The following is a 26,174-nucleotide window of genomic DNA, read 5'->3' on the forward strand; positions in this document are numbered from 1 at the left end:
GAGTTCAATCACACATGCCCGTTCCCTTGCTTGCTCTGGCGCCGCCCGTGCCACTGGGACCTCCCGTGACGCACGACGTCACCATCGTCACCACGCGCAAGCTCGCCCAGGCGCGGGTCATGGGCGTGCCGCCGGAGGAATTCGGCATCGAGCGCGGCGCCCGCAATATCCGTGACTGCAACTACTGCTTCCACGAGGTCGTCACCAAGACCGAAGGGCAGTTGATTGCCGAAGGTTTTGATGCCGGACAGATCAGGTCGCTCGCGCCCCGTGCCGGCGCGACGGAGATCGAGACGCTGGCCCGCGACACGGTCGAGGAGCACCTCGCGGCGACCGCGGGCGGCGACGGCGTCAATTCGGCGGCGCGGCTGGTGCGGATCACGGAGCACTATGTGCGCATGGACTTTGAAGGCACGGGCAGGCCGTGCCTCTACCAGGTCATCACCGGTGGCGAGCAGGGCGAGATCCTGCGGAAGGACGGCAAGGACTGCATCACGCCGTTCGACGCGATGCCCTTCGCCGCGACGACGCCGGTGCCGGTGACGCATCGCTTCTTCGGCCGCTCGATCGCGGACCTCGTGATGTCGCTGCAGCGGGAGAAGACCGCGCTGAAGCGCGGCGCGCTCGACAATCTCTATCTGCACAACAACCCTCGCGTCGAGGTGGCCGAGCAGAATGCAGGGCCCAACACGCTGGACGATCTCCTGGTGTCGCGGCCGGGCGGGGTGGTGCGCACCAAAACGGCCGGCGGGCTCAACTGGCAGGTGGTGCCCGACATCACCTCGTCGATCTATCCGATGCTGCAGTATCTCGACGCCGAGCTCGAGGTCCGCACCGGGCTCGGCAAGCAGACGCAGGGCATTGACGCCAACGCACTGCAGAACCAGTCGGCAACCGCCGTCGCGCAGGTATTCTCTGCTTCGCAGATGCGGATCAAGCTGATCGCCCGGATCATGGCGGAAGGCGTGCGCGACGTCTTTGCGCTGCTGCACGGCACCATACGCAAGCACGGCCAGCGGCAGCAGACGGTGCGTCTGCGCAACGCCTGGGTCGACGTCGATCCGCGCAACTGGAAAACCCGCGACGACATGACGATCAACGTCGGCCTCGGTTCCGGCGGTAAGGCTCAGCAATTCGCCCAGACCATGGCGATTGCGAACATCCAGAAGGAGCTGGTCGTCGGCGGCAAGATCAATCTCGTCAGCGATCGCGAACTCTACAACACCGCCGCCGAGTTGACGCGGATCATGGGGCACAAGAACCCCGACCGGTTCTTCAATGATCCCGCGGCCGTCAACCCGCAGACCGGCCAGCTCCTGCATCCGCCGCCCACGCCGCCACAACCGCCGCCCGATCCGAAATTGGCGACGCTGCAGGCGCGGCTGCAGGCCGACCAGGTCGCTGCCGCGCACAAGGCGCAGATCGAGCACGAAAGGGCGCAGGCCGATGCGATTCACCAGCAGGTGAAGATGCAGGCCGAGATTGAACTCGCCAGGATCAAGGCCGGGCTCGACGCCAAAATCGCATTGCTCGATGCACATCTCAAGACGCTGAGCCATGAACAGAAGCTGCAGCATGCGCAGGAGCAGCATCGCATGGACGTCGCGGAAGCAGCGTTGGGCATGGCGGCCTCTGCCGCCCATCGTGAACTGAAGGCGGGCCGGCCGAACGGGGAGGGGGATGCGAATGCCTGACGAGAGCGCACTGGAGCGGGCGGCGACGAGGGCGGTTCGGGCCGAGGCGCTCCTGGATGACGAACTGCTGACGGAGGCCTTCGATGCACTCGAGAAGAGCTACATCGCAGCCTGGCGCGCGACCACGGTCGACGATGCGGCGGGACGTGAGAAATTGTTCCTCGCGATCAACATCGTCGGCAAGGTGCGCGACCATCTCGCCGGCATCGTCGCCAACGGCAAGCTCGCACACGCGGAGCTGAAGGAGCTCGCCGAAACGGCGGAGCGGCGGAAGCGGTTCGGGATCATCTGAAGTCTCAAGACTCGTTGACTATCGTTCGCGTGTCGTTCTATCCCTCTTAGGTTGTCGTCGAAGGACGCGACACTCGCGCCTCCGTTCGGAGTCATCGACAGCCATTCGGCATTGGTGAACAAGCAGAAAGCAGGAGTCGGACGTGCTACTTCGGAACGTGTGGCGGTTTGGCGTGATCGGGCTATTGCTCGCCGTTGCGAGCAACCCGGCCTCGTCGCGCGAAGGCGAGACAAGCATGCTGGTTATTCGGGTTGCCATGTCACCCGAACTGTCAATCCGAGATCAGCATATCGACCTGACCATCCTGAAATCCTTCGTGCTCAGCGCGAACCGACTTCCCGACGTCGCGCCATGCAAGCTGTCTCTTCCATTCCAGATCGAATACGTCTTCGGCGAGTTCGCCGTGACAGTGCGTCACCCCAAGCCGAAGAGAATGAGAGAACAACTCTCAGGCATACCGCACGCGCAACAGTGGGACAGGATCAAGCACCTGCCATTCGTGAGCGTCTAGGCAGACCCGCCAGACTAGATTATCCTAATCAATTTGTTGGCGACGATCGTCGGCGAGATGATAGAGTGAGCATTGCCGCTCGTGTTAGTGGATGTAACGCTGATCGAGTTATTCGATGAAAGAGACGTGGCCGCGAACCAACTAGTGCCGCCAGAGTTATACACGGCATAAGAACCGCCAGTGCTTGGAACGGGGACCGACGCAATGCCTTCATTCGAAGCGACATATGGAAACTTGCCTTGAAGGGTGATCGATATTGCCTGAGACGCGTTTGCCGAGGTGATACCAGTCGGCAATTCACTGAGAGTCAGCGCGTGATTTTGAGAGCCACCCACAGCCCCGAGTGTTGCTGCACTAGTTCCAAAATACGCCGACGTCAGACGACTTGCAGCGCTGCCGCCCATGTCATCCTTGCCGGCGACGACACGCCCACGAAGATCTGGCAGATTGAACGTGGTGCTGCCGTCGCCGTTGCCGTAGGTCGTGCCGAAGAGCGAAAACAGGGGCGCATAGGTCGTGCGTGAAATCGCCTGGCCGTAGGCCAACGCGAAAGCACTGGTCGGGGCGCTCGTGCCCCAATAGTCGATGCTTGACCCTAGCGGGATGCCCGGGTCGGTCCCCACCCCATACAAATAGAACGCAGCATCCGAGTTGTTGTAGACGGCCGCATAAGGCGTCCCCTGGATCAGGACGCCGGACTGGAGCTCGACATTCGGCGCCGGCCGCAATGGCTTCTCGACAGCGCCGCTGTTCCGCAATTCGACCAGGGCGTTTGGTGGCTTGCTCACCAAGGCGATCAGGCAGTGGCCTTCGCCGGCGTCGTCGCGTCGGCCCGCGAGCGCAACAGCGGCTACTTTTGCCGCGTGGGCGTGTCGGAGAAGCATCGTGGCCATGCGCTTCAACTGCGACTGATGAGGGCCATGGAGGCGCGGGCCCGGCGCGAGGGCTGGGTCAGCATTGTCTCGGATACGACGGACAATGCAGCCTCCGCCAACAATTTCATCAGGGCGGGCTATCGGCTGTATGCGCCCGACGTGCCCTGGGGATGGACGCATACCCTGTATTGGCGCAAATGTCTGTGGAAGCGTGATGCCTCTTAGTATCCCGCAAAGCGGAATGAGCCCGGCAGGGGTAGGGTTCGCGACACCCGCGGAGCCGCTAGGCATGGCGGCATCTCGAATGGACCGAACGGCCCGGCAGCCAGTGGCTGCCGGGCCTCTTCTGCGTTCGGGACGCGCGTCCGGGGCGAGGCACTTGCGGAGTCGAGGAAGCCACGCTTTAAAGTTTGACCATGCAAGAAGTCGGCGGCCACAAGCCGATGTACGGGAGCGCGCATGATGATCAAGCCTCAACTGCCGGAGCGCAGGCCGCGCGCCGAAGGGCCTACCGCACTTGATGGACTACTGGTGATCGATTTCACCCGGGTGGTCGCAGGGCCGGCCTGCACACAAACGCTGGGCGATTTCGGCGCGGAAATCATCAAGATCGAGAACCCGGACGGCGGCGACGATACGCGCGCATACGAACATGCCGAGATCGGGGGCGAGAGCGCGGCCTATCTCAGCCTGAACCGGAACAAGCGCGACATCGCGCTGGACCTCGCGATACCTGCGGCGCAGGAGGTTGCGCGAGAGTTGATCCGCAAGGCGGACGTGGTCGTCGAGAACTTTTCCGGCGGCGTCATGAAGAGATTCGGGCTCGACTACGAGTCGGTTGCCCCGATCAATCCGCGGCTCGTCTATTGCTCGATCTCGGCCTATGGACGCCGCGGCCCGTTTGCCATGCGTCCGGGGTTTGACCCGATTACCCAGGCTGAAAGCGGCTTCATGTCGCTCAATGGCTTTCCCGACGGTCCGCCGGTCCGGACCGGTCCGCCCATCGTCGACATGGCGACAGGAATGGCCGCCTGCAACGCCATCCTGCTGGCCCTCTTGGCCAGGGACCGTCTCGGCCGCGGACAGCACGTCGAGGTAGCTTTGTTCGATATCGCCATGGCGATGACCGGCTTCTACGGCATGGCCTATCTGATCAACGGCCAGAATCCGGGGCGGTTCGGCAACTCGCCGAGTGGCTCTCCGACCGTCGGCGTCTACGAGGCATCGGACGGGCCGCTCTATATCGCGTGCGCCAATGATCGGCTCTACCAGCGCCTGGTGGTCGAAGTGCTGGATCGGCCGGATCTCATCACCGATCCGCATTTTGCCAACCGCAAGGCGCGGTCCGAGAACAAGGAAAAGCTGCGCGCGGCCATCGCGGAAGTGTTCGCGGGCGATCGTCTCGAGAGCTGGATGGCAAAGATGAAGAAGGCCAACATTCCCGTTGGCTATCTCAGGACGGTCGAAGAGGGGTTCAACGCGCCGGAGGCGCGGGAGCGCGGACGGCTCAGCCGAATTCCGCATCCCACCGCGGAGTGGGTGCCCAACATCGAGCAGCCGGTGTCCATGAGCCTGACGCCCGCGATCGACCCCGTTGCCGCGCCGCTGCTCGGCGAGCATACCAACGACGTGTTGCACCGGACGTTGGGGTATGGCGATCAGAGGATTGCCGAACTCGCGGAGCAGGGGGTCTTTGGCAAGAAGCGGGCGACCTGATCAGGTGGTTGGTCCGGTTGGCGGCGGGCACGCAGATCTGTCCGGCCTGAGCTGGCGTAGCGCCGCAAAGGAGCGGAGGCGGTACGACTGACCAAAGGAGCGGCAATAGGCATGCAGGTCTACGGTTCTGGCCATCTGTCGCGGAACTCTGTTTCTGCACTGCCCAATTTTGCGACATCGCATTCGCTCGAAACGCCCGGCAACGAGGCGTCGGTTGGGCGTTGACGTTGCTCGTCTTGATTTGCAGCGGCTCCCGCCGCATAACAGTCTTGAAGTGAGGGACACGAATGGCGGCGGGTGGTCAAAGACCGGGTACGAGTCAGACTGCTGCGCCGCGGACAGACGATCGCGCCTATGCGGCGATGATCGCGCGAACGAAGGCGCTCATTCCGCAACTGAAGGAGCGGGCGGTTCGAACGGAGGAGTTGCGGCGCCTTCCGCCCGAGACCGAGCGGGATCTGCACGACGCCGGCCTTTTCAGACTTTTGCAGCCGAAGCGGTTTGGCGGCGCCGAGCTCGACTACGTCGCGCTGGTCGATTGCGCCGACCTGCTCGCGCAGGCCGATGCCTCGGTCGCCTGGAATTTTGCCAATCTGGCGAGCCATCACTGGATGCTGGGCATGTTCGAACCACAGGCCCAGGAGCTCGTTTGGGGCAAGGACGCAAACGCGCTGATTGCATCGTCCTTCATCTTCCCGGCCGGTCGTGCCACCAAGGTCGAAGGCGGCTACCGGCTGCGCGGCAGTTGGCCATTCTCCTCCGGCGTCGCGTCCTGCGAGTGGAACATGCTCGCCAGCGTGGTTTCATCCGACGACGAGGCCGATGGCATCGAGTATCGCATCTTTCTGCTTCCCAAGGGCGATTACAAAATTCTGGACACCTGGAACGTCGCGGGGCTGCGCGGAACCGGGTCGAGCGATGTGGAAGTGCGGGACGCTTTCGTTGCTGACCACATGACGGTTGCGGTCGGCGATCTCGCCGGAGGACCTTCGCCGGGAAGCGTGTTCAATCCAAACCCGCTCTATGCGCTGCCGGTGTTTTCCCTGTTTCCCTACGTGCTGTCCGGCGTCGCGCTCGGGAACGCGCAGGCGTGCCTGGACGACTATATCGAGGCCGTGCGCCACCGCATATCGACTTACAACCGGGCCAAGCTCAGCGACTTTCAGAGCACCCAGATCAAGATCGCGGACGCCTCCTCGAAGGTCGACGCCGCGCGGCTGATCATGCGTTCGGCCTGTATCGAGGCGATGGATGATGCGCGGTGCGGCCGCATTCCAAGCATTATCGCCAAGACCAGGTATCGTCGTGACGGCGCCTTCTCGGTCAATCTGTGTACCGAGGCGGTCTCGATGCTGTTTTCGGCGAGCGGAGCCCGCGGCTTGTTCACGACTGGCGTGCTGCAGCGACAATTTCGCGATGCCCACGCCATCAACTCGCACCTCGCGTTCAACTTCGACGCGGCTGGGACAAACTATGGCCGCGTGGCACTGGGCTTGCCGTCTGAGAACCTGACGCTGTGAGGCGGGCTCATGAATGACGTCCCCAAGCAACCGGCCGCGCACGATCCAGCCAACGAGCTGGCGAGCGGCAGTTCGCCGATCGATCCCCGCGATTTTCGCAATGCGCTCGGAACCTACGCAACCGGTGTGACGGTCATCACGGCGGCTGCGCCGGACGGCAAGCCGTACGGCCTGACGTGCAACTCGTTCGCCTCGGTCTCCCTGAATCCGCCGCTCGTCCTGTGGAGTCTCGTGGTGTATTCGTCGAGTTTGACCGTATTCCAGAATGCGAGCCATTTCGCCGTCAACGTGCTCGGGGCTTCGCAACAGGCGCTCGCCAACAAGTTCGCCAAGTCGTCAGATGAGAAGTTTGCCGGCGTCGTTTGGAGCCCGGGTCTGGGAAACGCGCCAATTCTTGCAGATAGCGTCGCGAATTTTCAGTGCCGATCGGTCAATCGGTACTACGGCGGAGATCACGTCATTTTCCTCGGGGCCGTAGAGGCATACTCGTACAACCGAAAGGAGCCGCTGCTGTTTGCGCAAGGCGCATATGGACGCTTCCTGGCCGACGCCGGGCAGAAATCATCCTGAAGCGAAACGGCCGAGCTGGCTTCCCTCGGATCGAATTCAGGGATTTCCCGCCGACAGCTTGTAGATCTCGAGTGCATCCGCGTCCGCTCCGCGCGCCGCTTTCGCCAACCTGAAAAGCTGGCCGGCGAGAGACGCCATCGGCACCGGGGTCGATGTCGCCTGGGCAACGTCGGCGATCGTGTCGAGATCCTTCAGCATGGTTGCGATGTGGCCGAGCGGCGGCGCGTGAACGCCCTGCACCATTCGCGGGACGAAGAGCTGGAGCGGAATGGAATCGGCGAATCCTCCTGCGAGCGCCTCAGGCAGCCGTCCGGCGTCGATCCCCGCATTCACCGCAAGCCGGGTGGCTTCCGCGAGGACCGCCATCGCGCAGCCGACGATCACCTGATTGCAGAGTTTGGTGGTCTGACCGGCTCCGGTGGGTCCCATATGGGTGAACCTGCGTGCCATTGCGAGAACGTACGGCCGTACCCTTTCGATATTCGCGACATCTCCGCCCGCCATCACCGCAAGGGTCCCTTCCTCCGCGCCCTTGCTGCCGCCGGAAACCGGCGCATCGATCCAGCCCATGCCATTTTTCGCCCTTAGCCGCGCCGCGATGTCGCGCGCGGCGTCGGGGTGGATCGACGAGAAGTCGACCACAAGCCGGCCCGCTCCTGGCGCTGCCGCAAGGCCCTTCGCACCGAAGATCACCTCCTCCACCGCAGCCGCGTCCGTCACGCACATGAAGACGATACTGGCGTTGGCGGCCACGTCGCGGGGGCAAGCGGCGTGCCTGGCACCGGCCTGGACCAGTGCACGCGCCTTGTCAGGGGAGCGGTTCCAGACCGTGACGTCGTGGCCGGCCTCGAGCAGGCGTCGGCTCATGGGCGTTCCCATCAGGCCGAGCCCGAGATAGCCGAGCCTCTCGGCTGCCTGCGTCTTTGCGCCTCCGGATTCAGTCATCGGCTGCTCTCCTCATGTCGCGACGCGAAGTGGTCCGCTCGGCGATCTAGCATGAATCTCCTTCCGGATTGAGGATTTGGGGGCACCGGCCCGGCTTGCCTCGTTGTTTGAACCATGAAACATTTGGGAGCAAGCTGGGTTGGGTGGCGCCTGTTGGCGCCGAAGCAGTGGAGCTGGCAAGATGCGTGCGGTTTCGAAGTGGATCCTGGCGATTGGCGCGGTGGCAGCCGTCATCGGAAGTGCGAGCCCGACGCAGGCGCAGCAAACGATCCGCGTCGGCTGGACAATTCCGGCGGAGGAGTCGAAATATTGGATGATGCGCCGGCCGGCGGAATTTCCCAATCTCGGCAAGACCTACAACATTGAATGGACCCAATTCCAGGGTACGGCGCCGATGACCCAGGCCCTCGCTGCCGGCGCGCTGGATTGCGCCACCCAGGCTCCGCTGTCGCTCGCGAACGGCGTGGTCGGCGGCAATCTCAAGGCCTACATCGTCGCACAGCACGTGTTCGAGAAGCCCGGCGGCTTCTCGGTCTATTGGGCCGTGATGGATGACTCGCCGATCAAGACCATCGCCGACCTCAAGGGCAAGACGGTCGGCATTTCCGTGATCGGCGGCGGCACGCAGGGGCCGTTCAACATGCTGCTCAAGCAGAATGGCGTCGATCCGGCCAAGGACATCAAGCTCGTCGAGGTCGGCTTTGCCGTTTCGGAGGACGCGCTGCGGCAAGGCCGCGTCGATGCGGTCAACATGAACCAGCCGTTTGCCGCGCGTGCGGAAGCAAAGGGCGGCACTCGCAAGCTGTTCTCGCTGTCGCAGGCGATGCCGAACATCGTGCATATCCTCGAAGCCTGCCGCGCCGATTTCGTCGACAAGAACCCGGAATTGGTGAAGGCCTATGTGCGTGACATCACCTCCGGCATGAAGAAGGCGCTGGCGAACCGCGAGGAGACGCTGAAGGTGGTCTCGGAGGTCCTCAAGGCCCCGGTCCCGGTTCTCGACACCTATCTGCTGAAGGATAATGATTTCGGCCGGGACCCCGGCGCCGCACCGAATTTCCCGGCGATCCAGAAGATGCTGGACATCTACGCGGAGACAGGGATGTTGCCGAAGCTGGACGTCGCTCAGTTCAAGCACCCGACGATCGTCGCGCCGCTGCAATAGCGATGCGACCGATCGCTGGATCGAAGGGATCGTGACGCTCCCGATTTTCGTCGGGATGCCGGATGACATGAAGCACGCATGAAGAAGTTGCGATCACGGGTCACGACCGACGGCCTCGACCGGGCGCCGCATCGGGCCTTCATGCGCGCGATGGGGCTGGACGACGCAGCGCTCGCCAAGCCGATGGTCGGCGTCGTCAGCATGAAGGGCGAACAAACGCCCTGCAACATGACGCATGATTTTCAGGTGGATGCGGCCAAGGCGGGGATTGAAGAAGCCGGCGGAACGCCGCGCGAATTCACGACTGTCTCGGTCTCCGATGGCATCAGCATGAACCACGAGGGGATGAAGTTCTCCCTCTTTTCCCGCGAACTGATCGCGGATTCGATCGAGGCCGTCGTCCATGGCCTTGCCTATGACGCCTTGATCGGGTTTGGCGGCTGCGACAAGACGCTTCCAGGCGTCATGATGGGAATGATCCGCTGCAACGTGCCGTCGATCTTCATCTACGGTGGCAGCGCGCTGCCGGGTCGGCTGGACGGAAAAACCCTGACGGTGCTCGACTCCTACGAGGCCGTCGGCAGCTTCATGACCGGCGAGATCGACGGCACCATGCTTGAAAGGATCGAACGCGCCTGCCTGCCGACGATTGGCGCATGCGCCGGGCAATTTACCGCCAATACGATGGGCATGGTCTCCGAGGCCATGGGGCTGACCATGCCCAACGTTTCGATGATCCCCGGCGTCTACCCTGAACGGGCGCACGTCTCGCGCCGTGCAGGACGGCTGGTGATGGAGATGCTGGAGCGAGGCGGTCCGCTTCCGCGCGACATCGTGACACGGAAAGCGCTGGAAAACGGCGCCGCGATCGTCGCCGCGACGGGCGGATCGACCAACGCCGCGTTGCATCTGCCGGCACTCGCCAACGAGGCGGGCATCCGCTTCGGCATCGATGATGTCGGCGAGGTCTTCGTAAGGACGCCGCTGATCGGAAACCTGCGCCCGGGAGGACAGTATACGGCCAAGGATGTCCACGACATCGGTGGCGCGGCCGTCGTGATTCGGGAGTTGATCCAGAGCAGACACATCGACGGAAGCTGCCTGACTGTGACCGGGCGAACCCTTGCCGAGGAGTATGGCAGCGCCAACGCCCCGGACGGGGAAGTTGTCTACCCGACCCGCGCGCCGATCATGCCCGACGGCGGCGTTGCCGTCTTGAAGGGCAACCTCTGTCCTGACGGAGCCGTGATCAAGGTTGCCGGCTTGAAGAGCTTGCTCTTTGAAGGATCGGCACGTGTGTTTGAGGATGAGGAAGCGTGCGTTGATGCGGTTCGGAGCCGCAGCTACGGGGAAGGCGAGGTGCTCGTGATCCGCAATGAGGGGCCGGTCGGCGGTCCGGGGATGCGGGAAATGCTTGGTGTCACCGCATTGATCTATGGTCAGGGCATGGGTGAAAAAGTTGCGCTGATCACCGATGGCCGGTTCTCCGGTGCGACACGCGGCATGTGTATCGGCTACGTGTCGCCGGAAGCGTTTGTCGGCGGTCCGCTGGCGCTGGTGCGCGAGGGCGACAGAATTCGCATTGATGCTGCTGGCCGGCGGATGGATTTGCTGGTTGGGGAAGAGGAGTTGGCGACGCGAAGACGCGAGTGGAAGCCGCCGCCACCGCGCCATCGTGCCGGAGCGCTCGCGAAATATGCGCGGCTCGTCGGTCAGGCGCCGGGCGGAGCCGTCACCCATGAGGGACCTGCGGAGTGGCCGTGGTTCGGCTGATCGGTTGCGCTGGCGCCAGCAGGGCAGCGCTGGTCTGGCAGCGTTCTTGCTGATCTGGTGCCGCTGATTGAAGGAACTAAGCACATCGAAGGCGCGACTGAATGAGACGAGAGAGGGAATGAAGGTACAGCCTTCGAGATCAGGAGAAGTGACGGGGCCGGGCCTGATACGAGAACCGGTGGCCGCAATGATCGAGATCGATCGCGTCTCGCAGGTATTCCAGACGTCGGCCCGCAGCGATCATCTGGCGTTGTCGGATATCTCGTTGAGCGTTGAAGAGGGGGCCTTCGTTTCCATTCTTGGGCCGTCCGGCTGCGGCAAGTCGACCCTGCTGTACATCGTTGGCGGCTTCGTGAATCCGACCAGCGGAATCGCGAAGATGAAGGGTAAGACCATCACGGGGCCGGGGCCGGACCGGGGCCCGGTGTTTCAGGAATTTGCGCTGTTTCCGTGGAAGAGTGTGCTCGGCAACGTGATGTACGGGCCGCGGCAGCAGGGCGTGCGCGCCGTCGACGCCGAGGCCCAGAGCCGGGCGCTGATCGAGATGGTCGGCCTCAAGGGCTACGAGAATTTCTACCCGAAGGAGCTGTCCGGCGGCATGAAGCAACGCGTGGCTCTTGCGCGCACGCTCGCCTACCATCCCGAAGTCCTGCTGATGGACGAGCCGTTCGGCGCGCTGGATGCGCATACCCGGACCCGGCTGCAGAACGATCTGCTGAACATCTGGGAACGGGACCGGAAGACGGTGATCTTCGTGACGCATTCGGTCGACGAGGCGGTGTTTCTTTCGGACAAGGTCGTGATGATGTCGCGATCTCCCGGCCGCATCCGGCAGATCGTCGATATCGAACTGCCGAGACCGCGCCGCCGCACCGAGTTGTTGCTCGACCCGCGCTATCAGAAATTCGTCGTCGACATCGAGCGTATGTTCGACGACGACGATGAGGCGGGGCCGGGCGCATGACGCAGCGCGGAGCCCTGATCGCGCGTGCCGCCCCGGTGCTTGCCTGCATCGGCCTGCTTGCGCTGTGGCAGGTTGCGTCGCTTCTCCTCAAGAACGACAGTTTTCCGACCGCGGTCGAGGCGATCCGCGCCGTTCCGGCCATCCTCGGCGACAAGGAAGCCCTGATCAACATTTTGGCCTCGCTTCGGCGGATGGCCGTTGGTTTCGGAGTGGCCGTTGCTGTGTCGGTCCCGCTTGGCCTGCTGATGGGGCGCAGCCGACAGGTCCAGGCCTTCTTCAATCCCTTGTTGATGGTGATCTATCCCGTTCCGAAAGCGGCCCTGATGCCCATCATCATGCTCTGGCTGGGTGTCGGCGACATCGCAAAGACGCTTGTGATCTTTCTCGGCGTCAGCCTGCCCGTGATCTATCACAGCTTCGAGGGAGCCAAGGCCGTCGAGGAGAAGATGGTGTGGTCCGGCGCTGCGATGGGGCTCTCGGCGGCGCAACGCCTGGTCCGGATCGTGATGCCCGCGGCATTGCCGGAGATATTGACGGGTTGCCGCACGGGCCTGGTGCTGGCGCTGATCACCATGATCACCAGTGAGATGATCGCGCGTCAGTCGGGGGCCGGAAACATTCTCTTCAACGCGCTCGACATGGGGCAGTACGACACCGTGTTCGCGATGATCATCATCGTCGGAGCGATGGGAATTTGCCTCGACGCGGCGTTCGAAAGAGTTCGCGCGCGGCTGGTGCGATGGTCCGAGCCGCAGTTCGACATGCCACTGAGCTTCTCATGAGACCGCGCATCCTCCCTACAGATGTCCTGCTCGGCACGGCGCCGATTGCTCTGGTGCTCGCGCTGTGGCAGGGCCTCGTGTCTTTCGGCTTTGCTCCCGTGACCTTGCTGCCGCCGCCGGGGATCGTGTTTGGCCGCTTGCTGCAGCAACTCGTGACGTCCACGTTCCAGCAGGAGATCGTGGCAACCCTGATCCGGTTGTTTGGCGGGTTTCTGATTGCGGTGGTGTTCGGCGTAGGCATCGGTATCGCTGCGGCGGCCAGCCCCGCGATCAACAGCGTGGTGCGCCCGATCGTGCGCGTGCTCGCGCCCCTGCCCAAGGTCGCGCTCTATCCGGCACTTCTGCTCCTGCTCGGCTTCAATCACGAATCGAAGATCACGCTCGTGGCTGCGGATGCGCTGTTTCCGATCCTGCTGTCGACCTATTTCGGCGCCTCCACCGTGGAGCAGAAGTTGATATGGTCGGCGATGGCCGCCGGCACGCCGCGGCGCGAGATCCTGTTCAAGGTCGTCCTGCCGGCCGCGATGCCGTCGATCCTGACCGGTTGCCGGATCGGCCTGGTGATCTCCTGCATCGTCGTATTCCTGGCCGAGATGATCACATCGACCGATGGCCTCGGTCATGTCCTGGTTACAGCGGCGCGCACGTTCCAGGCGGTTGACATGTTCGTGCCGCTGATCACGATCTCGCTCTTAGGTTTGATTCTGAACGGCTTGCTGCAGGCCGTGCGGTCGTACCTGCTGCGGGGCTTTCCTGAAGTGTAATTTGACGGAACAAGAGACCTGAAGACGGGAGAGGCGACATGCTGGCGGACCGCATTGAGGCGAAATGGATCGACGCGTTTTGCGAGATCTTCGAGCGGTGTGCCGTCAAGTCCAGCGATACCGCGGCGATCCTCTCGGAAACCCAGTCGCGTGCGTTGAACGTACACCTGGCGGAGCTCGCACTCCTGCGTATGGGCGCGCGGCCGTTTCACGTGATCGTGCCAACACCGCGCAACCGGCATGTCGTGCCGGTTCGCTCTACCGGCGCCAGCGAAGCGATCCAGCGATTGGGACCGGTCATCAGCGCGCTTCAGCAGGCCGGGTTTGTCGTCGATTGCACCGTCGAAGGGTTGATGCATGCAGTCGAGACGCCGGAAATCCTCAAGGCGGGGGCACGCATCCTGGTCATTTCCAACGAACATCCGGAGGCGCTCGAGCGCATGGTGCCGGATACGGCCCTGGAGAAGCGCGTCCGGGCTGCGGCCAAGATGCTGCGCGCGACCAAGCGGATGCGCGTCACGTCGAGAGTGGGGACCGCGCTCGATATCGACATGATCGGGGCCTCCACGGTGGGCGTGTGGGGATGGACCGACAAGCCGGGTACGCTTGCCCACTGGCCGGGCGGCATCGTCGTTAGTTTCCCCAAGAGCGGGACGATCAACGGCACTCTGGTCATGGCGCCCGGCGACATCAATCTCACCTTCAAGCGCTATCTGACGTCGCCGGTGAAGATGACGTTGAAGAACGACTACGTGGTCCAATTGGAGGGGGAGGGCACGGACGCCGCGATGATGCGTGCCTATCTCGCTGCCTGGGGCGACCGCGAAGCCTACGCGGTCTCGCATGTGGGTTTCGGCATGAACCCGGGCGCGCGCTACGAGGCGCTGTCGATGTACGATCAGCGCGACACCAACGGCACGGAAATCCGAGCCGTTTCGGGGAATTTCCTGTTCTCGACGGGCGCCAACGAGTTCGCCGGCCGCTACACCGCGGGGCATTTCGACCTGCCGATGATGGGCACCACCATTGAGCTGGACGGCGTCGCCGTGGTGAAGGAGGGCGTGCTGCAGGACGTCTTCGGCTAGTTCGGGTCGAGCACCGGCGGCCTTGCGAGGCCGAAGTGCCTGAGCAGGTCGACCATCGCCTTGAGGCGCTGCTCCCGATAGGCGTCGACGTCGAGGCCGGAATAGTCGAGGAAACCGGCGCCGGTGCGCAATCCGATACGGCCTTCCTGCATGTTGCGCGAGATCACCGCGGGCGCGCGGTAACGGTCGCTTCCGAGCGCGCCTTCGAGATAGCGGCTGGCATAGTAGAGGATGTCGCCGCCGCCCCAATCGATGAATTCAAGAAGTCCGAGCACGGCATAGCGGAAGCCGAATCCGAACCGGATCGCCTTGTCGATATCCTCGGCGCTCGCAACTCCCTCTTCGACCATGCGCGCCGCTTCGTTCATCGCAAGCGCCTGAATGCGCGGCACGATGAAGCCAGGCCTCGCGGCGCAGACCACCGGCACTTTTCCGATGCCTTCGAGCAGTGTCTTGACCTTGTCGACAACGGCCGGATCGGTGGCTGCGCCCGGCGAAACCTCAACCAGCGGGATCAGATAGGCCGGATTGAGCCAATGCACGTTGAGGAAGCGGTCAGAATGCTCAATTGCGCCGGAGAGGTCGTCGACCAGGATCGTGGACGTCGTGGATGCCATGACGGCGTCGCGGCGGACCAGCCTTGACGCGGCCGCCAGCACTTCGCGTTTGAGATCGACGACCTCGGGAACGCCCTCAAAGACGATATCGGCGGTCGCGAGAGCCGTTTCGCTCTGGCTCGCAGGCACGATCGACACGCGGGCGATCACGGTGTCCGCACTCGCCTCTGTCAGCAATCCAAGGCGCACCAGTGTGCCAAGCGTCTTGCGAACCTCGTCGCTCGCATCGGCGTTGAGCCTGGCAAAGTCCGCCGCCGAACGCGTCTTGACGTCGATCATGGTGACCGCGTGGCCGGCATAGGCGAAAGCGACGGCGATGCCGCGGCCCATTCGACCGGCACCGAGACAGGCGATTGCCGGACACTGTGTCATCGGTCAAAATCCCTCACGCAGAAGCTTCTGCAAGGCGGTTCGGTCGAGATCGGCCAGGCCGAGTGTCGCAAGCGTGCGCCTGCCGTACCCGGGATCCTCTCCGCAAATCGCGCCGCCAACGGCGAGAAAGGCTCTCGCCAGCGGCGTGGCAACGCCCGCCAGCTCGGCGACGGAAACTAGGAACGACAGCCCGAGCCGCAAATCCTCGCGCATGTACCTGTGCTCGGTCAGCACGATTCGCTCGCGCCAGTCGCCGGAATCGGTGAGACGGTCATGCGAGCCGCGGCCGTACATCCAGATCTCGCCTTCCCTGGCGTAGTGATTTGCCAGCGGGAAATGAGGTGCGGCGTAGCCGAGCGCTTCGCGTACCGCGATCCGCTCGGCGTCCAAGGCGTCGGTGACCCGACGGATCGAGGCCTGCGTGCCCTCCTTGTGGATATCCCAACGCTCGAAATGCTCGATGGGGCCGGCGTTCATGACGATCAGCGGCGGATGGATGATGGGCCCGGCATTCATCAACGCGCCGGAGAGTGCGTCGCCGCATGACTCGATCACGTTCGGGAATGCGCGGCCGATCACCTCAAGCGCGTGCGGTGCCCGATGAACCGGGAACACACCAACCGGCAGCCGCTTGGCGCGGATGGTGATGGCCACCTCGAACGGGCCATGCTTGCGCGTCAACCAGGGTAGCGTACCGGTCTCGGCGAAGCTCACCTTGCTGCCGTTTCCGGCATCCCGCATCGCCAGGGCGAAGATCATCGAGCCAAAGGTCGCCGGCGGGAGAAACACCACCTGTCCGTCGCGCAGATGCGGCGCAAGCAGGTGGGCGATATCCGGTTGCGCAAACGCCGGGGCAGGGCACAGGATCAACTCGGTCCCGCCGATCGCCTCGGCCATATCCGTCGTCACCAGCGCCAGCTTCACGTCGTGCCGGCCGCCATGGTCCTTCACCAGGATACGCGATCCGGCCGCACGGTGCGCCGCGACCTGATCTGCGTCCCGCCGCCAGAGGCGCACGTCGTGGCCTGAAAGTGCGAGATCACCGGCGGCCGCGAATGACCCGTTGCCGCCGCCGAGAACGGCGATCTTCACGACACCTCTCCCTGCTTCCGCGACTGTTCGTCGATCTGCCTCAGTAGAAAATGCTGCACCTTGCCGAGCGCGGTCCGCGGCAGGTCGGCGACGAAGACGATTTCGCGCGGGATCTTGAAGCGGGCAAGCTGGGCCTGCAGATATGCCTTCAACTGGTCCGCCTCGAGCCGGCAGCCTGCACGTCGGATCACGTAGGCGACGGGGACTTCGTCCCAGCGCGGATCGCGCCGGCCGATCACGGCGCATTCGCTGACATCGGGGTGTTCCAGCAGCACGCGTTCGACCTCGGCGGGATAGATGTTCTCTCCGCCGGAAATGATCAGGTTCTTCTTGCGGTCGCGTACCCAGAAATAGCCGTCCTGATCGCAAACGCCGATGTCGCCGGTGCGATACCAGCCGTCGCGCAGCGCCTCGCGGGTGGCTTGTGCGTTGCCCCAATATTCGAAAAAGACGTTGGGACCGCGCACCGCGATCTCGCCGGGTGCACCCGGCGGCAACTCGGCTCCGGAATCCCCGATGATCTTCGCTTCGCAACAGAGCCCCTGGAGCCCGGTCGATCCCTCGCGGGACAGGTCGCCGCCGAGCCGCGTATAGATCGAGATCGGGCAGGTCTCCGTCGATCCATAGACTTGCAGGACCGGAACATCGCGCCTGACGAATCGCTCGATCAGATGCGGCGGGACGATCGTCGATCCCGTGGCGACGGCTTTCAGGGAGGAGAGATCGGTCGTGGCCCAGGCGGGATGATCGGTCACGGCCTGGATCGTGGCGGGGACGAGTACCGTGAGTGTCGGCCGCTCGCGCTCGATGGTCGCGAGCGCCGCATCCGGCGCGAAGCGGGCATGGATCGTGACCGTCGCGCCGAGTTGCAGCGCCGGCGTGGTCTGAATATTGAGACCGCCGACATGGAAGAAGGGCAACACGGTCAGGACGTGATCGTCGGACGTCATGTTGTGCATGTGCTGGCTCATGACGCCGTTCCAGAACAGCGCCTCCTGGCGCAGCACCGCGCCCTTCGGGCGACCGGTCGTGCCCGAGGTGTAGACGATCAGGAGCGGACAGGAGAGGTCGGTGTGGGGATTGCGACCGTTGCTTCCCGCGCGCGTCAGCAGCGGCTGGATTGCCAGGCCGCGCGGCGGGTCGAAATCGAGGCCGACGACCGCGATCCCGGGAAGGCTCCACTCGAGCTCGGGAAGGATCGCGGCAAAGGCCTGTTCGAGCGCCAGCACTTTCACGCTCGCGTCCGAGAGAATGAACAGCTGCTCGGCAGCGGCCAGCCGCCAGTTCAGCGGCACCAGCATGGCGCCAAGTCGCGCGCAGGCATAGAGCAGGACGAGGTAATCGGGCCGGTTCAGGCTGAGGATCGCGACGCGGTCGCCGCGGCTGACGCCGAGCTCGATCTTGAGGGCGGAGGCTGTCCGCTCGATGCGCGCCGCAAAGGCGGCATAGCTCATGCTCTCGCCTTCGAAATGAATGGCGGGCTTGTCCGGCGCGAAGGCCGCGTTGCGATCGATCAGGCTGCAGAGATCCACATTCAATCGTCCGATTCGCCGGCTTCGTACAGCGCCTCGCGGCCGATGCGGTCGAGGCACAGCTCGGCGGTCCATGGCAGCATCAGCGCGCCGCAGCGGCTGTCGCGATAGACGCGCTCCAGCGGCAGCGATTTCAGCATCGCCTGGCCGCCGCAGGTGCGGATCCCGAGAGTCGCGAGCTCGTTGGCGCCCTCCATGACCGAATATTGCGCGGCGTAGGCGCGCAGCACCTGCTCCTTGCTGGGATTGGCCTGAGCCTCGGTGACGGCCTGGAACCAGATCGCCTTGATCTGCTCGAGCTTGATCTGCATCTGCGCAACCGCGATCTGCTTGGTCGGATACATCCTGCGCTTGATCGGCGGCATGCCCGGGACCTCGCCGCGCAGATAGCGTACCGTGAAGTCGTAGGCCGCCTGGGCAAGGCCCATGTAGGTCGGCGAGAGCGTCAGGAACATGTGCGGCCAGCGCAATGCGGCCTGGTAGTAGATACCGCGCGGCATCAGGGCGGCATCTTCCGAAACGAAGACGTCCTTGAACAGCAACGTGCGCGAGACCGTTCCGCGCATGCCCAGCGGATCCCAGTCCCCGACGACGGAGACTCCCTTCGATTGGGCAGGAATCGCGAGGTACAGCGTGTTGCGCCGGGAAGCCTGCTCGCCTTCTTCCACCTCGGTGCACAGCACGCCGTAATAGTCGGCATGTCCCGCGAGCGAGGCGAAGATCTTCTTGCCGTTGACAACCCAACCGCCGTCGACCGGTTTGGCCTCGGTGCCGAAAGCGACACCGCCGGCGGCTGCGGCTCCACCTTCCGAAAAGGGCTGGGAATAGATCGCGCCATCCTCGACGATGCGCTTGTAGTGGATGGCACGCCGGCGCTCGTGCTCGGCGCGGATCGCGGCGTCCATGTCGAGATCGTCGGCCAGCGGCCCGGACCACAGCGTCGAACAGACGTGCATGTTCCATGTGAGCGCGGTCGCGCCGCAATAGCGGCCGATCTCCGCCGCGGCCAGCGCGTAGGTCTGATAGTCGACGCCGAGGCCGCCATGCTTCTTCGGGATCGCGATGCCCAGAAGGCCGACGCGATGCAGATCGCGGTAATTCTCGGTCGGAAACGTTGCGTCGCGGTCGTGGGCAGCCGCCCGTCCGGCGAACACCGTCTGGCCGATCTCTCTCGCGCGCGCAATGATGGCGGTCTGCTCGTCGTTCAGGCGAAACGCGACGGGATCGAAGATCGGGGCATCGAGTGCGACCCTGCCGGTCGCGCTGACGCCCTTGCCGACTTGCATGGTCATTGCGAGGTCACCTGTGTCTTGGCCACGTTGGACTCAAGAAATCCATTGAGCGCCTCATTGAAGGCATCGGGACGTTCGAGATTTGCGAGATGCCCGACGCCTGCGAGCTCGATATAGCGGGCGGACGGAATATGGCTTGCCATCTTCGCCATCATCGGCGCCGGAGCATTGTTGTCCCTGGAGCCGGACAAGAGCATCGTCGGCACGGCGATGTTTCCGAGGGCATGGCGCTGGTCAAATCCGACCAGCGCCAGCATCATCGCGCGATAACTTGCTTCGGGCACGCTGGCCATGCAGGCGCGCGCAAGCTCCATTCCCCTTTCATCCGGATTGTCGCCCACCAGCTCCCTGACCAGCGAGGGGGCGAGCGAAGCCATCGTCTCTCCGCGATCGAGCGGACCAAGGCGTGCCGCAATGAAGGATCTTTGCCAATCGCCATCGAGCTTGCCGAAGGCGGGACTCGTCTGCGCGAGCACGATCGCGCGCGCGGCCCGGGGATGTTGCACCAGCCATTGCTGGACGATCATGCCGCCAATCGAATGGCCGACCAGGATCGGTGTGGCGGCTCCAACCTGCTGGAGGAACTGCTGCAATGCGTCTGCCAGGGCGGCGATGCTGACGTTGGCAAGCGGCGCGGATCCGCCATAGCCCGGCATGTCCCAGGCAATGGCGCGAAAGCGGTCGCCGAAGGTGCTGAGCTGGTTGCGCCACGCCCGCGCGGCGCCGCCGATGCCGTGCAGGAAGATCAGGGGCACGGCGTCCGGATTGCCCACGACCTCATAGGCGAAGCGTCCATCGCTCGTGATCGTCGGCGTGGGTTGCTGCACGCGGTTTCCTCTGGCTCGGTCAGGCGATGCTAACAGGTGTGTCGGGGATGGGAAGTCGCAATTTTATGCTTAAAGCAATGTTCAGGCCGCGCCTGATGTCTTCTGATGCGGGCGCGCAAGCCGAGATGTTGCCTTCATTGCAAAAAGTTGAAGTTTAAAATATATCCGGAGTTGTCGAAGCTTTCAGGGAGCGTGCGCATGTCCGGACTGCCGCATTCTTCGCATGCGCTGGTGACGGGAGGTGGCCGTGGCATCGGCCGTGCGATCGCGGCTACCCTGGCCGGCGCCGGCGCGGTGGTGACCGTGATTGGGCGCAATGCCGCGCCGCTGAACGAAGCCGTCGATTCCGGTGCCGCACATTTCGCCGCCGTCGCCGATGTTGCGGACGAAGCTTCGCTCAGGGCCGCGATCGCAAAGGCGGCGGCGCGGCAACCGATCGATATTCTCGTCGCGAATGCGGGGAGCGCGGAATCGGCGCTCTTTGCAAAATCCGACGATGCGCTCTTTGAGCGGATGATGGACGTGAACTTCATGGGCGTCGTCCATGCGATCCGCAACGTCCTGACCGATATGAAGAGCCGCCCTTACGGCCGCATCGTCGCGATCGCCTCGACCGCAGGACTGAAGGGCTATCCCTACGTTACTGCCTACACGGCCGCCAAGCATGCCGTGGTCGGACTGGTCCGGTCGCTGGCCCTGGAACTGACGAACACCGGGGTCACCGTGAACGCGGTCTGCCCTGGCTTCACGGATACGGACCTCGTTGCCGGTAGCGTCGAAACCATCATGAAGAAGACCGGGCGCAGCCGCGAACAGGCCATTGCGGAGCTTGCACGGAACAACCCGCAAGGTCGACTGATCACTCCGGGCGAGGTCGCCGATACTGTCCTCTGGCTGTGCGGCGAACGAGCCGGTGCGATCACCGGACAGGCGGTTGCCGTGGCCGGCGGCGAAATCTAGCGCAGCCTCGCACGCACCACAGAACCGTCCCCGAGCGGGTCAAGCCGATATTCCGGGGTAACTGAGCGGGCATCCGGGCGCACGCAATCGAAGGGACTTGTCAAAAATTATTTTAGGTTTAAAATAATTTCATGATCGGGTAGATTGACGAGGCTCCCATGAAGGTCGCGGTCATCGGTGGCGGACCGGCTGGTCTCTATGCGGCAATTCTGCTGAAGAAGCAGCGTCCAAGCGCCGAGATCACGGTCTATGAGCGCAACCGCCCCGACGATACCTTCGGCTTCGGCGTGGTCTTCTCCGACGCCACCCTCGACAATTTCGAGAAGCATGATCTGCCGAGCTACCGCCGGATCACCCAGGAATTCGCGTACTGGGACGATATCGTCGTGCATTTTCGCGGCACGGCGCACAGGGTCGGCGGCAACGGCTTTTGCGGCTGCTCGCGGCGCACGCTGCTGTTGATCCTGCAGGAGCGGGCGCGCGAACTCGGCGTCAATCTGCTCTTCGAGACCGACATCGAGGACGAAGCGCGGCTCGCCGACGCCGACCTCATCCTGCTCGCCGACGGCATCAACAGCCGCTTCCGCGAAAAACACATCGTTCACTTTCAGCCCGAGATCGATCTCCGTGCGAACAAGTTCGCCTGGATGGGGTCGACCAAGCCGCTCGATGCGTTCACTTTCATCTTCCAGGAGACGGAATGGGGCCCGTTCATCGCCCACGCCTATCAATATGAGGCCGGCCATTCGACCTGGATTTTCGAAACCGATCCCGCGACCTTCGAGCGAGCCGGCCTCACGGGCCTGGACGAGAGTCAATCGGCAGCCCGGATGGCCGAGATCTTCGGCTGGTTCCTCGACGGACATCCGCTCCTGATCAATCGCTCGATGTGGCGCAATTTTCCGATGATCCGCAGCAGGCGCTGGGTCAAGGATAACATGGCGCTGCTCGGCGATGCCAAGGCGAGCGCGCATTTTTCCATTGGTTCGGGCACCAAGCTTGCAATGGAAGACGCGATTGCGTTGGCCGATGCCATGCAGAACGCGCCCAGTATTCAGGCTGCTCTTCAAGAATACGAGCAGGGCCGGCGTGAGGAGGTCGAAAAAACCCAGCATGCCGCCGACGTCTCGCTGGTCTGGTTCGAGCATGTCGATCGCTTCTGGGACTTCGACCCCGTGCAATTCGCCTTCGGCGTGATGACGCGGTCGAAGGCCATCACCTACGACAATCTGAAGCTCCGGGCGCCGGATTTCGTCGCCGAGGTCGACAGGACGTTCGCCCAGCGGGTCCGCGCGAATGGCTTCGATGTCGATATCGAGCGGCCGCAAGTGCCGCTGTTCCAGCCCTTCCGGCTGAGGGAGATGGAGCTGGCCAATCGCGCGGTGGTTTCGCCGATGTGCGTGTACTCGGCGAAGGAGGGCGTGCCGACCGATTTCCATCTGGTGCACTACGGCTCGCGGGCGATCGGCGGGGCCGGCCTGATCTTCACCGAGATGACCTGCATCGGTCGCGATGCGCGCATCACGCCGGGTTGCGCCGGCTTGTGGAACGACGAGCAGGAGGTCGCGTGGCGGCGCATCGTGGACTTTGTCCATGCCAATTCGGCCGCGAAGTTTTGCCTGCAACTGGGCCATGCCGGTCGCAAGGGTGCGACCAAGCTGATGTGGGACGGCATGGACCGGCCGCTGGAGCAGGGCGGCTGGGACGTGGTTTCCGCGTCGCCGCTGCCTTATTTCCCCGACAGCAGAACGCCATGCGAGCTCGACCGTGCGGGAATGGACGCGGTGCGGGATGCGTTCGTCGCGGCAGCCGGGCGCGGAGAGCACTGTGGCTTCGACATGCTCGAGCTGCACTGCGCCCACGGCTATCTGCTCGCAAGTTTCATTTCGCCGCTGACCAACCAGCGTACCGACGGCTATGGCGGCTCGCTGACCAACCGGCTGCGTTTTCCGCTGGAGGTCTTCGAAGCCCTGCGGGCCGTGTGGCCGTCGCACAAGCCGATGTCGGTGCGCATTTCTGCGACCGACTGGGCCGAGGGCGGCATCACGGGCGATGACGCGGTCGAGATCGCGCGGGCGTTCGCCGAGGCTGGTGTCGATCTCGTCGACGTCTCCACGGGGCAGACGGTGCGCGACGCTCAGCCCGTCTATGGTCGCATGTTCCAGACGCCGTTCTCCGACCAGGTGCGCAACGAAGCCCGTGTCGCCACCATGTGCGTCGGCAACATCACGACCGCCGATCAGGCGAATACGATCCTCGCTGCCGGCCGCGCGGACCTGGTCGCGCTCGGCCGTCCGCATCTGGTCGATCCGTTCTTCACCATGAAGGCGGCGGCCTGGTATGGGGCGGACGGGGTGTTCTGTCCTCCGCAATACCTGCCCGGGAAGGAGCAGATTTTCCGCAACAGCGTGCGGGACCGGCAGGATTTCGAGGAGTTGCGGGTTAAGGCTAAGCCCAAGACCCGGGCCGAGCTCAAGGCGGAGGCGACAAAGCCGCTTGCGGCGGAGTGACCGCCCGTGCCACGTTACCGCCATTGCCTGGCGTATCCTGTGGAGTTTGGGCGATGAAGGCAATTGTCGTTGGCGGCGGAATCGGCGGTCTTACGACGGCGTTGATGCTGCGGGCTCGCGGCATCGGCTGCGAGATTTTCGAACAGTCGGATTCCATTCGAGAGCTTGGCGTCGGGATCAACACACTGCCGCATGCCATGCGGGAGCTCGCAGGGCTCGGCCTCCTGCAGAAGCTCGACGCCGTCGCGATCCGCACCGACCAGCTCTACTATCTCAACCGGCACGGTCAGGAGGTCTGGCGCGAAGCCCGCGGCATCGATGCGGGCCATGACGTGCCGCAATTCTCCATTCACCGCGGCCGGCTGCAGGGCGTCATCCACCGTGCCGTGGAGGAGCGGCTGGGGCCCGAGATCATTCACACCGGCTGCCGGCTCGGCGCGTTCACTCAGGACGAAGGCGGTGTCATCGCCTATTTCTTCGATCGCACCGGCGGGCACGTTCAAACCGCGCGTGGCGACATCCTGATCGGCGCCGACGGGATCCATTCGCGGGTGCGCGACACGCTGTTTCCCAATGAGGGCCCGCCGTGCTGGAACGGCCTGATGCTGTGGCGCGGCGCGCGGGACTGGCCGTTGTTCCTGACCGGCAAGTCGATGATCGTCGCGGGCGGCCTGAACGCAAAGGTCGTGGTCTATCCGATCGGCGAGGGGTCGAGCCCGGCAAGCCGCCTGACCAATTGGGCGGTGCTGGTGAAGATCGGCGAGGGCAACGTCCCGCCGCCGCGCAAGGAGGACTGGTCGCGTCCGGGCCGGCGCGAGGAATTGATGCCGCATGTCGCGCGCTTCTTGGTGCCCTATGTCGACGTGAAAAGCCTGATTTCGGCGACGCCCGAGTTCTACGAATATCCGACCTGCGACCGCGATCCCTTGCCCTATTGGTCGTGCGGGCGAGTGACGCTTCTGGGCGACGCCGCGCATCCGATGTATCCGGTCGGTTCGAACGGGGCCTCGCAGGCGATCCTCGACGCGCGCTGTCTCGCGGACGCGCTGGTGCGCTCCGAGCACCCGCGTCAGGCGCTGGTCGAGTACGAGAAGAAGCGCCTCCCGATGACCGCCGAGATCGTCCGCTCCAACCGCCGTGGCGGTCCGGAAGGAGTGATCGATGCGGTCGAACAGCTCGCGCCCAACGGTTTCGACGATATCGACAGCGTTCTGAGCTACGCCCAGCGCGAGGCAATCGTAAAGGGCTACGCGACCAAGGCGGGTTTTGCGGCCGTTCCCGGCCTGACGGCGGTGCGCGCCTGAGGCCGGCCCGCGGCTCAGGCGGGCGGTGGCGGCAGGAAGTGGATGTTGTATTCGGCGGCCAGCGCCACGACCTCTTCGGGCTTCTGCTCCTTCATGTTGTGAAGGGCCCAGAACAGATCATAGAGCCGCCGGCTCGGCGATACCCAGAACAGCACCTTCGCGGTCTGATCGGACTTGTTGAAGATGCCGTGCGGCACGCCCATGGCGAGGCGCACCGTATCGCCCGCCGTTCCCTGCGTCTCGGAATTGCCGAGGAGGAAGTCCAGTTTACCCTCGAGCATGTAGATGTACTCGTCCTGGTCCGGATGAATGTGCGGCGGCACGAAGGTGCCCGGCGGCAGCGTTGCGTGCCAGGAGAAGCTGTTGTCCGAATGGCTTTTTGGAACATAGGTCTGGCCGAGGATGTTCCAGGAAATGCCCTGGATGCCTTCATTGGCCCGCGTGATGCCGGCGATCTCGCTCGTCATTCGAACTCCTCCCTTGCACTCTGGTCAACGCTCGCTCAGTTCGGTTTGCAGTCCTTGGCGTAGCGGTCGCCATAGTTATCGAACACTTCTTGCACGATCTCCGTCTGGAATTTGCCGTCGGGCCGCCTGGCGACCTTGGTGAGATAGAAATCCTGGATCGGATAGCCGTTGGTGTTGAATTTGAAGGAGCCGCGCAGTGAGGTGAAGTCGGCCTTCCTCAGCGCCGCGGAGACGGCGTCCTTGTTGCTGAGGTCGCCCTTCACCGCCTTGACCGCGCTGTCGATCAACATGGCGGCATCATAGGCCTGGAAGGCATAGGTGCCGGGGACGCTGTTGTAGGCTGCCTCATAGGACGCGACGAACTTCTTGTTCTGGGGATTGTCGAGATTGGGCGCCCAGTTAGCGCCGCCGAACATGCCGATGGCGGCGTCCTGCTGCGCCGGCAGCGTCGACTCGTCCACCGTGAAGGCCGAAAGCACCGGAACCGTATCCGCAAGGCCTGCCTGCCGATACTGTTTGACGAGATTGACGCCCATGCCGCCCGG

General features: G+C 63.8%; 25 protein-coding genes. 16 read left to right on the plus strand and 9 right to left on the minus strand.

Going from position 1 to position 26,174, the window contains the following annotated elements; all coding sequences use genetic code 11:
- Positions 1 to 65 precede the first annotated feature (65 nt).
- The 3 genes from KGM94_RS08505 (at position 66) to KGM94_RS08515 (ending at position 2,497) form a co-directional block, all read left to right on the plus strand.
- Complete coding sequence (locus KGM94_RS08505) at positions 66 to 1,694, plus strand: hypothetical protein (RefSeq protein WP_300256831.1); 1,629 nt, start codon at positions 66 to 68, stop codon at positions 1,692 to 1,694.
- A complete protein-coding gene (locus KGM94_RS08510; protein WP_300256833.1) occupies positions 1,687 to 1,986 on the plus strand; it encodes a hypothetical protein in 300 nt (99 codons plus the stop codon). The genes KGM94_RS08505 and KGM94_RS08510 overlap by 8 nt, the downstream gene beginning before the upstream one ends.
- 142 nt (positions 1,987 to 2,128) lie before the next feature.
- A complete protein-coding gene (locus KGM94_RS08515) occupies positions 2,129 to 2,497 on the plus strand; it encodes a hypothetical protein (RefSeq protein WP_300256835.1) in 369 nt (122 codons plus the stop codon).
- 14 nt (positions 2,498 to 2,511) lie between these two features.
- Here KGM94_RS08515 and KGM94_RS08520 read toward each other — a convergent pair whose 3' ends face one another.
- Positions 2,512 to 3,390, minus strand: coding sequence for a tail fiber protein (locus KGM94_RS08520; RefSeq protein WP_300256837.1), 879 nt, complete (start codon positions 3,388 to 3,390; stop codon positions 2,512 to 2,514).
- On the opposite strand from KGM94_RS08520, the gene KGM94_RS08525 reads away from it, so the two are divergent.
- The 4 genes from KGM94_RS08525 to KGM94_RS08540 all read left to right on the plus strand — a co-directional run bounded on the left by KGM94_RS08525 (position 3,301) and on the right by KGM94_RS08540 (position 7,178).
- On the plus strand, positions 3,301 to 3,597 hold the full coding sequence (locus tag KGM94_RS08525) for a GNAT family N-acetyltransferase (protein ID WP_300256839.1): 297 nt from the start codon (positions 3,301 to 3,303) through the stop codon (positions 3,595 to 3,597). The two genes, KGM94_RS08520 and KGM94_RS08525, sit on opposite strands and share 90 nt — an antisense overlap.
- A 234-nt stretch (positions 3,598 to 3,831) precedes the next feature.
- On the plus strand, positions 3,832 to 5,088 hold the full coding sequence (locus KGM94_RS08530) for a CoA transferase (RefSeq protein WP_300256841.1): 1,257 nt from the start codon (positions 3,832 to 3,834) through the stop codon (positions 5,086 to 5,088).
- A 362-nt stretch (positions 5,089 to 5,450) separates the two neighbouring features.
- The gene (locus tag KGM94_RS08535) at positions 5,451 to 6,608 is read left to right on the plus strand and encodes an acyl-CoA dehydrogenase family protein (protein WP_300256843.1); all 1,158 of its coding nucleotides are present in this window, start codon (positions 5,451 to 5,453) and stop codon (positions 6,606 to 6,608) included.
- A 9-nt stretch (positions 6,609 to 6,617) separates the two neighbouring features.
- Positions 6,618 to 7,178 (plus strand): flavin reductase family protein, encoded by a 561-nt coding sequence (locus KGM94_RS08540; protein ID WP_300256845.1) that lies wholly within the window; start codon positions 6,618 to 6,620, stop codon positions 7,176 to 7,178.
- Between the two features lie 36 nt (positions 7,179 to 7,214).
- Here KGM94_RS08540 and KGM94_RS08545 read toward each other — a convergent pair whose 3' ends face one another.
- Positions 7,215 to 8,123: an NAD(P)-dependent oxidoreductase gene (locus KGM94_RS08545; protein WP_300256847.1), complete on the minus strand. Its 909-nt coding sequence runs from the start codon at positions 8,121 to 8,123 to the stop codon at positions 7,215 to 7,217.
- A 181-nt stretch (positions 8,124 to 8,304) separates the two neighbouring features.
- Between KGM94_RS08545 and KGM94_RS08550 the strand changes: the two genes are divergently transcribed.
- From KGM94_RS08550 to KGM94_RS08575, 6 genes are all read left to right on the plus strand, one after another.
- On the plus strand, positions 8,305 to 9,288 hold the full coding sequence (locus KGM94_RS08550; RefSeq protein WP_300256849.1) for an ABC transporter substrate-binding protein: 984 nt from the start codon (positions 8,305 to 8,307) through the stop codon (positions 9,286 to 9,288).
- A 78-nt stretch (positions 9,289 to 9,366) separates the two neighbouring features.
- Complete coding sequence (gene ilvD, locus KGM94_RS08555) at positions 9,367 to 11,061, plus strand: dihydroxy-acid dehydratase (RefSeq protein WP_300256852.1); 1,695 nt, start codon at positions 9,367 to 9,369, stop codon at positions 11,059 to 11,061.
- A gap of 118 nt (positions 11,062 to 11,179) precedes the next feature.
- Positions 11,180 to 12,025 carry an ABC transporter ATP-binding protein gene (locus tag KGM94_RS08560; RefSeq protein ID WP_300256855.1) on the plus strand — a complete coding sequence of 282 codons (846 nt, stop codon included), beginning with the start codon at positions 11,180 to 11,182 and terminating at the stop codon, positions 12,023 to 12,025.
- Positions 12,022 to 12,807, plus strand: coding sequence for an ABC transporter permease (locus KGM94_RS08565; protein WP_300256858.1), 786 nt, complete (start codon positions 12,022 to 12,024; stop codon positions 12,805 to 12,807). Before KGM94_RS08560 ends, KGM94_RS08565 begins: the two co-directional genes overlap by 4 nt.
- Positions 12,804 to 13,571, plus strand: coding sequence for an ABC transporter permease subunit (locus tag KGM94_RS08570; RefSeq protein WP_300256893.1), 768 nt, complete (start codon positions 12,804 to 12,806; stop codon positions 13,569 to 13,571). Before KGM94_RS08565 ends, KGM94_RS08570 begins: the two co-directional genes overlap by 4 nt.
- Before the next feature lie 38 nt (positions 13,572 to 13,609).
- Positions 13,610 to 14,656: a peptidase M29 gene (locus KGM94_RS08575; RefSeq protein WP_300256861.1), complete on the plus strand. Its 1,047-nt coding sequence runs from the start codon at positions 13,610 to 13,612 to the stop codon at positions 14,654 to 14,656.
- On the opposite strand, the gene KGM94_RS08580 is transcribed toward KGM94_RS08575, so the two are convergent.
- From KGM94_RS08580 to KGM94_RS08600, 5 genes are read right to left on the minus strand one after another with little or no spacing between them, the layout of a single operon-like run.
- On the minus strand, positions 14,653 to 15,645 hold the full coding sequence (locus tag KGM94_RS08580; RefSeq protein ID WP_300256864.1) for a 3-hydroxybutyryl-CoA dehydrogenase: 993 nt from the start codon (positions 15,643 to 15,645) through the stop codon (positions 14,653 to 14,655). The genes KGM94_RS08575 and KGM94_RS08580 overlap by 4 nt on opposite strands.
- Positions 15,646 to 15,648: 3 nt before the next feature.
- On the minus strand, positions 15,649 to 16,737 hold the full coding sequence (locus tag KGM94_RS08585; protein WP_300256867.1) for an NAD/NADP-dependent octopine/nopaline dehydrogenase family protein: 1,089 nt from the start codon (positions 16,735 to 16,737) through the stop codon (positions 15,649 to 15,651).
- Positions 16,734 to 18,269 carry an AMP-binding protein gene (locus KGM94_RS08590; protein WP_300256870.1) on the minus strand — a complete coding sequence of 512 codons (1,536 nt, stop codon included), beginning with the start codon at positions 18,267 to 18,269 and terminating at the stop codon, positions 16,734 to 16,736. The genes KGM94_RS08585 and KGM94_RS08590 overlap by 4 nt, the downstream gene beginning before the upstream one ends.
- Before the next feature lie 2 nt (positions 18,270 to 18,271).
- Entirely contained in the window at positions 18,272 to 19,561 is a 1,290-nt protein-coding gene (locus tag KGM94_RS08595; protein WP_300256872.1) for an acyl-CoA dehydrogenase family protein, read from the minus strand.
- Positions 19,558 to 20,388 carry an alpha/beta hydrolase gene (locus tag KGM94_RS08600; protein ID WP_300256876.1) on the minus strand — a complete coding sequence of 277 codons (831 nt, stop codon included), beginning with the start codon at positions 20,386 to 20,388 and terminating at the stop codon, positions 19,558 to 19,560. Before KGM94_RS08600 ends, KGM94_RS08595 begins: the two co-directional genes overlap by 4 nt.
- A 198-nt stretch (positions 20,389 to 20,586) precedes the next feature.
- On the opposite strand from KGM94_RS08600, the gene KGM94_RS08605 reads away from it, so the two are divergent.
- From KGM94_RS08605 to KGM94_RS08615, 3 genes are all read left to right on the plus strand, one after another.
- On the plus strand, positions 20,587 to 21,348 hold the full coding sequence (locus tag KGM94_RS08605; protein WP_300256879.1) for an SDR family oxidoreductase: 762 nt from the start codon (positions 20,587 to 20,589) through the stop codon (positions 21,346 to 21,348).
- Between the two features lie 158 nt (positions 21,349 to 21,506).
- The gene (locus tag KGM94_RS08610; protein ID WP_300256882.1) at positions 21,507 to 23,858 is read left to right on the plus strand and encodes a bifunctional salicylyl-CoA 5-hydroxylase/oxidoreductase; all 2,352 of its coding nucleotides are present in this window, start codon (positions 21,507 to 21,509) and stop codon (positions 23,856 to 23,858) included.
- A 53-nt stretch (positions 23,859 to 23,911) separates the two neighbouring features.
- On the plus strand, positions 23,912 to 25,162 hold the full coding sequence (locus tag KGM94_RS08615; RefSeq protein ID WP_300256885.1) for a flavin-dependent oxidoreductase: 1,251 nt from the start codon (positions 23,912 to 23,914) through the stop codon (positions 25,160 to 25,162).
- 14 nt (positions 25,163 to 25,176) lie between these two features.
- Here KGM94_RS08615 and KGM94_RS08620 read toward each other — a convergent pair whose 3' ends face one another.
- Together KGM94_RS08620 and KGM94_RS08625 are read right to left on the minus strand one after the other, a co-directional pair.
- The gene (locus KGM94_RS08620) at positions 25,177 to 25,629 is read right to left on the minus strand and encodes a cupin domain-containing protein (protein ID WP_300256888.1); all 453 of its coding nucleotides are present in this window, start codon (positions 25,627 to 25,629) and stop codon (positions 25,177 to 25,179) included.
- A 35-nt stretch (positions 25,630 to 25,664) separates the two neighbouring features.
- Positions 25,665 to 26,174: ABC transporter substrate-binding protein (locus KGM94_RS08625; protein ID WP_300256890.1), on the minus strand; the 510-nt coding region annotated here is incomplete at its 5' end.

Origin of the sequence: Bradyrhizobium sp., from assembly GCF_028868675.1 — a bacterium.
In the GTDB taxonomy this organism is placed as follows: domain Bacteria; phylum Pseudomonadota; class Alphaproteobacteria; order Rhizobiales; family Xanthobacteraceae; genus Bradyrhizobium.